Origin of the sequence: Hydrocoleum sp. CS-953, assembly GCF_002260545.1 — a bacterium.
In the GTDB taxonomy this organism is placed as follows: Bacteria; Cyanobacteriota; Cyanobacteriia; order Cyanobacteriales; family Microcoleaceae; genus Trichodesmium.
In genome coordinates, this window is the sequence record NZ_LGSU01001213.1 from 1 (window position 1) to 8,036 (window position 8,036).

2 protein-coding genes and 3 pseudogenes are annotated in these 8,036 nt (G+C 35.4%); 2 read left to right on the forward strand and 3 right to left on the reverse strand.

Going from position 1 to position 8,036, the window contains the following annotated elements; all coding sequences use genetic code 11:
- Nucleotides 1–189 precede the first annotated feature (189 nt).
- The 3 genes and pseudogenes from lnt to gyrA all read right to left on the reverse strand — a co-directional run bounded on the left by lnt (nucleotide 190) and on the right by gyrA (nucleotide 6,129).
- Nucleotides 190–1,809, reverse strand: coding sequence for an apolipoprotein N-acyltransferase (gene lnt, locus AFK68_RS20200; protein ID WP_094674544.1), 1,620 nt, complete (start codon nucleotides 1,807–1,809; stop codon nucleotides 190–192).
- Between the two features lie 999 nt (nucleotides 1,810–2,808).
- Nucleotides 2,809–3,012: pseudogene (locus AFK68_RS20205) on the reverse strand (4a-hydroxytetrahydrobiopterin dehydratase); the annotation flags it as partial.
- A gap of 453 nt (nucleotides 3,013–3,465) precedes the next feature.
- Nucleotides 3,466–6,129, reverse strand: a complete 2,664-nt coding sequence (gyrA, locus tag AFK68_RS20210) for a DNA topoisomerase (ATP-hydrolyzing) subunit A (protein ID WP_094674546.1) — start codon at nucleotides 6,127–6,129, stop codon at nucleotides 3,466–3,468.
- A 568-nt stretch (nucleotides 6,130–6,697) separates the two neighbouring features.
- On the opposite strand from gyrA, the pseudogene AFK68_RS45835 reads away from it, so the two are divergent.
- A pseudogene (locus AFK68_RS45835) lies at nucleotides 6,698–7,103 on the forward strand (histone deacetylase); the annotation flags it as partial.
- Nucleotide 7,104: 1 nt separating this feature from the next.
- A pseudogene (locus tag AFK68_RS20220) lies at nucleotides 7,105–7,789 on the forward strand (histone deacetylase); the annotation flags it as partial.
- Nucleotides 7,790–8,036: the final 247 nt, after the last annotated feature.

The following is an 8,036-nucleotide window of genomic DNA, read 5'->3' on the forward strand; positions in this document are numbered from 1 at the left end:
CGTTTGCGTAGCATTCCGATAGGAAAGTTGTGCGGAACGCTAAACAGTTATCAGTGAACCTCCTACTTTATTCGGAGGCTTGAAATACTGAGTTAAATATTTTTTTCATTCCCTTAAAAGGGCAGGCTTTGAACCTCATTTTTTGGGAAATATTTTTGTTTTTTTCCCCTATCCTACTTTCCATATTCTCTACCCCCTAAAACCATCTAAAATTATTTTTGTTAAGACACCTCCTACAAGTAATACTGGTGTTAACCAATCACCTAATTTTACATATAAAGTCTGAGTCTTTCGTCGATAAATTGTGGTTGTATAAGTCTCATAAGTATTAATTCCAGATAGCCAAATTGTTCTGCCGTGGGGGTCTACAATTCCAGAATAACCTGTATTAGTTGCTCGTACTGTCCATCTATCATTTTCTATTGCCCGCATTACATCTTGAGCATGATGTTGAGCTGGCATTATAGAACTATAATGAGCGTTATTAGCAGCAGTTAAAATAAATTCTCCCCCTGCTAATGTTTGTCTTTGAAATACTTCCGAAAAAGCTGAATCATAACAAATTCCAACTATGGCTTTGCCAAAGGGTGTATCAAATATTTGGTTGGTTTTTCCAGGTACTAAATGAGCATCTAAAGGCGAGAGTCTATCTATCAGTTTGCCTAACACTTCATTAAAGGGAATATATTCTCCTAGAGGTACTAATTTAATTTTGTCATAACGGCTGAATATTTCACCTCTACTATCAATAGTAAATAAGCTATTTGTCAGATTATTCTCTTGTTTGCCATAACCTCCTACCCAAGCTACTACTCCTTTCTCTAAAATTGCTTGATAAAAGGAACTAAATCTACGATTATTTTGATTCATCCACAAAAAAGGTAAAGCTGTTTCTGGAGTTAAGACAGCATCAACTTTTTGGTCTGCTAATTTTTTATATCCTTGAGTGTAACCTTCTAAAGCACGATACCAACCTGTGGAATTAAGCTTAATTTCATTGGGAATATTTCCTTGAATAATTCCAACTTTTAAAGCTGCTTGTGGTTCTGGATTTAAAGGAGTATTATATAGATTAAACCCTATGATGTGGAAAAATATTAAAGTTATTATGGGAAGGAAGAAGTAAGAAGGAAGAAGGAAGAAGGAAGAATTGATAAATAGGTTAAATTGATCTGAATTATTTCGTTTTTGCCAAAATTTAATTTGTTGTAAATTTTCTAGATTTTGCTGTAATTTTGCTTTAATAAAAGCTTCCCCAAATAAAGCATTTACTGTGACAATAGCTGCTGTAATTGTAATTGGTCCGGATAATTGACTAAGGTGCAAAATTACTAAATTATGGTTGCTCTGAGTAAAAGCTAAAGACGTCCACCAAAGGTTTCCTAAACTCCAGATTTTCTCTAAACAACACCATAAAGTTATACCTAATAAAATTCTGGCAAATGAGAATATTTTATCTGAGAAAGATAGACGGGTTAAAAATCCAAATAAAATTGCCCAAATAGCAACTAAAATTGCTCCCCAAAGGGTGATAAAAATCCAACAAAATAGAGCGATCGCTAGACTAGCTAACCAAGGAATTCCTAACCAAGTCATCGGATGAATTCCGGTTATCCAAAACAAGGCAAAACCATGATAACCTATTCCCCAAATTAAACCTAATAAAAATCTGTCTAGGGGTTTTTCTTGTTGAATTACTAATATCCAGAGAGGAGCTAAAGCTACCCATCCAAGAAACCATGCACCTATTGGTGCTGTGGTCATTCCCATTAAAATGCCACTAATAAATGTTATAAATAAATAGGTCATTTCAGTTATTAAGTAAGAAGTAATATAAAATCCGCTTGCTACGGTTCCCGATAAATCAGAGTAACAAGAAACCGGGTTTGTGGGAGGTAGATGTTAATATGCTGGAGCATTTAAAACAAACCCGGTTTCTATGCTTTTTGAACCGATAGTACCGGATTTTATCTAAGAAGTAAGAAGTAGGAAGGAAACTTAAATTTCTTTACTTTACAGAAGATGTATATTGCTCAATATTTGTAATTATTCAACAGTTATTTATTAGCTTTCAGTTATTAATTTATTCTTTTTGAAAGAAGAGGTATAATTTAAAAATTGAGAAAAAAATTGAAGTTACTTTCAAAGCNCCACTTTTAAATAAAACATGTCCGAAAAGTAATTATTCAACAGTTATTTATTAGCTTTCAGTTATTAATTTATTCTTTTTGAAAGAAGAGGTATAATTTAAAAATTGAGAAAAAAATTGAAGTTACTTTCAAAGCAGATTAGCTCACCTTTTTTCAAGGAAGCAAGAAGAAGGAAGAAGGAAGAAGGAAGGAAGAAGCAGACAAAATACTGAAATTTTCTTGTGATTAAAATATTTTACAGAAGATGTATCTTCCTCGCTATTTGTAATCATTCAGGAGTCATATCTTATATCAAGTATCACTAATTAGCCATAATAAATCAGCTATCTTNACAAAATACTGAAATTTTCTTGTGATTAAAATATTTTACAGAAGATGTATCTTCCTCGCTATTTGTAATCATTCAGGAGTCATATCTTATATCAAGTATCACTAATTAGCCATAATAAATCAGCTATCTTTAGTCATCTAAAGATGACTAAATTATCTATAATATCTTTTTGTATTGTGGTTAATTAATGCAACCTGATATTAGCTGTTATAATTAATTAACTTTCTTCCTCTTCCTTCTTCCTTCTTCCTTCTAATATTTACATTTTTTGTCTGATTTCCAAGTTTTAATTAACTGAGAAATAGTTGTTGCTAACTCAAAGTATAATTAGGTTAATCCACCTACATCATAGGTTGTCAAATTTATCATCACTTTATTGTAGGAAATAGCAATATCTGGATGATGATTTGCTGTTTCTGCTGGCGTGACTAAACAATTGACAAAATTTATGGCTTCAACAAAGTTTTGAAATTGATGAGTGTAGGATAATTGATTATCTTTTATTTGCCAATTTTGTAAGTCTTGTAAGCGTCGCTAAATTTCTGGTTCATTTAACATTTTTATCTGATAAATATCAGTTTCTTGCACTAAGAATAAGGACGAATGAAATTCCATAAATTAATTAGAATAATCCGCGTTTATGTTGTAATATTTTATCGTGGATGCTTGGTTTCCAAACCAAAATATAAATAGGATTTGGAAACCAAACCCCTACAGTTGTCTCGCAAATAATTTATGATTTATATATCAGTTAATAGTTAACGGTATCTCCTCCAATAGGGATGCTTTAAATACTGAATTTTCTTTTTTTATTCTCTTTAAAAGACTAGACCTGATTTTCTAGTTAAGCTAGTAGTTTTGCTTTAGCACATAAAGATGTGCCTAAGCGCTAAAGCGCAACTACAAACAAATATTTCAAGGTAGTAGTTTTGTTTTAGTACAAAAGATGTCTCTAAGCACTAAAGCGCAACTACAAAGAAATATTTATTCTTCTTCCATATCTTCCTCTGTTTCTTCTCCTTCTATTTCCATTATTTCTTCTTCTTCTATTTCTGTTGTTTCTTCATTTTCCGTTGCCGGAACTAAAGCAACTTCTGCTATAGCATCCGCATCATCAAGTCTTTGTACCCTCACCCCTGTAGCACTACGAGATTGAATAGAAATAGCATCTATTGCTTGACGAATAATAATTCCTTTTCCAGTAATTATCATCAATTCTTCTGCCTCATTTACTACTCGTAAAGCAGCTACTTGGTCTTGTTTCTTTTTCTTCTGTTTAAACTTAGTAGCAATACGACCTTTTCCACCTCGGTTTTGTAAAGTAAATTGAGAAACTGGCACTCTCTTTCCATAACCATTTGTAGTAATTACTAATACCCAAGGTCCCATATCATTACCACCAGAAGTTTCATCAGTTTCTCCCTCTTCCATTTCCTCAGTTTCTATTTCCAATTCTTCCTCTTCTAATTCCAAATTATCTTCATCTATATCGGCAATTATTTCAACTACTGAACTCGGTAAAATATCCATACTAATTAACTCATCACCTTTGATAAGTTTCATAGATTTTACCCCTCTAGTATTTCGACCTAAAGGACGCAATTGTTTATCATCTGTTCTGAAGTGAATTGCCATGCCAGAACTAGAACCAATAATTACACTATCTTCAACTCTAGCTCTTCTTACCCATCTTAAACTATCTCCTTCTGACAAAGAAATAGCGATTAATCCATTAGAACGAATATTAGCAAATGCGGATAAAGCTGTTTTCTTTATATATCCACCCTTAGTCAACATGACTAAATATTCCTCATCAGTAAATTCCGAAACAGGTACAATAGAAGTAACTTTTTCATCTCTAGGAATTGGTAACATTTGCACTATTGGTACTCCCCGCGCGACACGAGAACCAATAGGAATTTGATAAGCATTTAGACAGTAAACCACACCCCTTTGACTAAAGAATAAAATACTGTCATGGTCATAACAACTGAGAAAATGTTCGACTACATCATCTTCTTTCATTTTAGTGCCAGCTTTACCTCTAGTTGCTCGACTTTGAGCCTCAAAAGAATTAATCGGCATCCTTTTAATATAGCCTTGTTCTGTTAATAAAATAATTGCTTTTTCATTAGCAATTAAATCTGTATCATCTAGTTCTCCTTCTGCTAATTCAATGACAGTTCGTCTCGGAGTTGCATGACGTTCTTTAATTTCTAAAGCTTCATTTTCGATAATTTCTAAAATCCGTTCCCGTTTAGCTAATATATCTTGTAAGTCAGCAATTTTTAATAGTAATTCTTCATGTTCTTTTTCAATTTTTTGAGCTTCTAATGCCGTTAATCTTCTTAACTGCATTTGTAAAATTGCATCGGATTGAACTTCAGATAAACCATAATTTTCCATTAATTCTTGTTTGGCAGTAGGAGTATCAGCAGCACTACGAATTAATTGGATAATTTCATCTAAATTATCTAAAGCAATTAGTAAACCCTGTAATAAATGGTCTCTTTCTTCAGCTTTTCTTAGTTCATATTCTGTTCTTCTAGTAATAGTTTCAACCCGAAACTCTAGGAAAACTTCCAGATATTTTTTCAGAGTTAATAACTGAGGTTCGGAATTTACCAGTCCTAAAATATTAGCTCCGAAATTTGCTTGTAGGGGAGTTTGTTTGTAGAGGTTATTAAGTACAACTCTCGGATAAGCATCTCGTTTAAGTTCTATAACAATGCGCATTCCGTTACGATCGCTCTCATCTCGAATATCAGAAATACCATCAATTTTTTTGTCATTAACCAGTTCGGCAATTTTTTCAATTAATGCTGCTTTGTTAGTTTGGTATGGTAACTCGGTGACAATAATAGCTTCCTTGTCAGGACGACCGCGATGTTCAATGGTTTCTATGTTAGCGACACCCCGCATTGTGATGGAACCGCGACCGAGGGTGTAAGCATCCCGAATACCAGATTTACCTAAAATTTGAGCGCCTGTAGGAAAATCAGGTCCGGGAATATAGTGCATTAATTCGTTTTCAGTTATTTCTGAGTTATGAATTAGTGCAACCAAACCATCAATCAATTCTCCCAAATTATGGGGAGGAATATTAGTTGCCATTCCCACTGCAATTCCAGAGGAACCATTAAGGAATAGTTGGGGAACACGAGAAGGGAGAACCAAAGGTTCTTGTTGAGAACCATCAAAGTTATCAGCAAAATCTACTGTTTCTGCATCAATATCCCGTAGCATAGCATCGCTCGTCAGCAGTTGCAGACGACATTCCGTGTAACGCATCGCAGCAGGGGGGTCATTGTCTACAGAACCAAAGTTACCGTGACCGTGGATCAGTGGCGATCGCATTGAGAAATCTTGAGCCATGCGTACCAAAGCATCGTAAACTGCCGTATCGCCGTGGGGGTGGTACTTACCCAGAACCTCCCCCACAACACGAGCGCATTTTCGGAAAGGGCGGTCTGGAGTTAAACCTAATTCGTGCATAGCATAAAGTATACGACGATGCACGGGTTTGAGACCATCTTTAGCGTCTGGCAATGCCCGACCTACAATAACGCTCATGGCATATTCTAGGTATGATTGGGACATTTCATTCCGCAGATCGGTTGGTACAATTCGTGACTCAGCAGTAGTCATATAATGAAAAACTCCATTAAATTTAGAATTAAAGGAAGCAGTCAGCGTTCAGCACTCAGCAATCAGCAGAGTTTTTTTGAGACACTCTCGTTTCGGAGAATTCCGTCAGGAAAGGAGATTTAAACTCCTCCTCAAATCCAGCTTATAGAAGTCTGGGATTTTAACCCAGAGCTATAAAAGCTGATAGCTGATAGCTAATAGCTGATAGCTAGTTAACTAACAACAAATCACCAAAAATCGGATAAAATCCGATTAACTTTGGTATGATTAAAAAAATATGCTGTTTATATCTAAAATTATAGCACGTTTTGTCTGAATATTTTGCTAAAATAAATGGAAAATAGAGAGATATTTTTAGTTGAATGAAAAGTTAAAATATTGGTATAATTTTAATTAACTAGCTATCAGCTTTTTAACCCAAGCTCAAAAAAATAATCTTGCTAAATGCTGACTCCTGAAAGCTGACAGCTTTTTTTAAGTTTTAGTCAGTTGGAAAACCTATAATATTGATATTTGTAATATGGTTTCTGTTATTTATTCCGATGAATTTCTCGAACACAAAACTGGTATGCTACACCCAGAGCGACCAGAACGTTTAACTGCAATTGTGACAGCTCTCAATACTTTTCCTGACAATGGCCAACTCCAATGGCAGTCACCTACTCCTGTAGAAAACCGCGCTCCATCATTGATGACACTACTAGAAAAAGTTCATTCTCCTAGTCATATTCAAGCAGTAGCAGAAATAGCTAATACTGGTGGCGGTTATCTAGACGGGGATACACCAGTTTCTGCTAAAAGTTATGATATAGCATTGTTAGCAGTAAGTGCTTGGTTAGATGGGGTTGATTTAGTCTTGGGAAATGGGAAACCAGCATTTGTCTTGGCAAGACCCCCCGGGCATCATGCTGAAAGTAGACGGGGTATGGGATTTTGCTTATTTTCCAATGCAGCGATCGCCGCTCATTACGCCCNTTATCTAGACGGGGATACACCAGTTTCTGCTAAAAGTTATGATATAGCATTGTTAGCAGTAAGTGCTTGGTTAGATGGGGTTGATTTAGTCTTGGGAAATGGGAAACCAGCATTTGTCTTGGCAAGACCCCCCGGGCATCATGCTGAAAGTAGACGGGGTATGGGATTTTGCTTATTTTCCAATGCAGCGATCGCCGCTCATTACGCCCTAGAAAAAGCAGACATTAACAAAGTTGCCATTCTCGACTGGGATGTACATCATGGTAATGGCACCCAGGAAATTGTAGAAACTAATGAAAATATAGCCTACTGTTCTTTGCATCAATCTCCCTGTTATCCAGGAACAGGATATGCTGATGAACATGGTTCCTACAATAACGTACTAAATTTACCCATGTCACCAGGTAGTACAATGGCTATTTATCAACCAACTTTCGAGCAAAAAGTCGTACCCTTTTTAGCTAACTTTCAACCAGATTTATTGATTGTTAGTGCTGGTTACGATGCCAACCACGACGACCCATTAGCAGGTATTTCTCTACAACCAAAAGACTATGGATTATTTACAGAATATTGTTTACAAATAACCCACAAAATATTATTTGGTTTAGAAGGAGGTTATGACTTACCTAGTTTATCTCAGTCAGTATTAGCAACAATTGAACCTTGTCTTCAAGTCAGTTGATATGCTCCCGAATTGCGCTAATGCGACAAAGCGATACAGGAAAATTAAATTTGAGGATATTCTCTACTCCCCACTCCCTTTTTTACTGTAACTATTTCTACAGCGTATTTCATATCAGTGAGGTATACTCCTAATGGGCAATATCCACGCCGAAAAAAGACTTGATCGTTAATATTTGTATCGCATGGCGCATATACCTCGAACCTGCTAAATTTGGTATTATATTATATAGAATCCGGTTGAACAG

Bases quoted from the DNA above. Each gene is read 5' to 3' on its own strand.
- lnt (WP_094674544.1), bottom strand. From the start codon at position 1,809: ATGACCTATTTATTTATAACATTTATTAGTGGCATTTTAATGGGAATG.
- gyrA (WP_094674546.1), bottom strand. From the start codon at position 6,129: ATGACTACTGCTGAGTCACGAATTGTACCAACCGATCTGCGGAATGAA.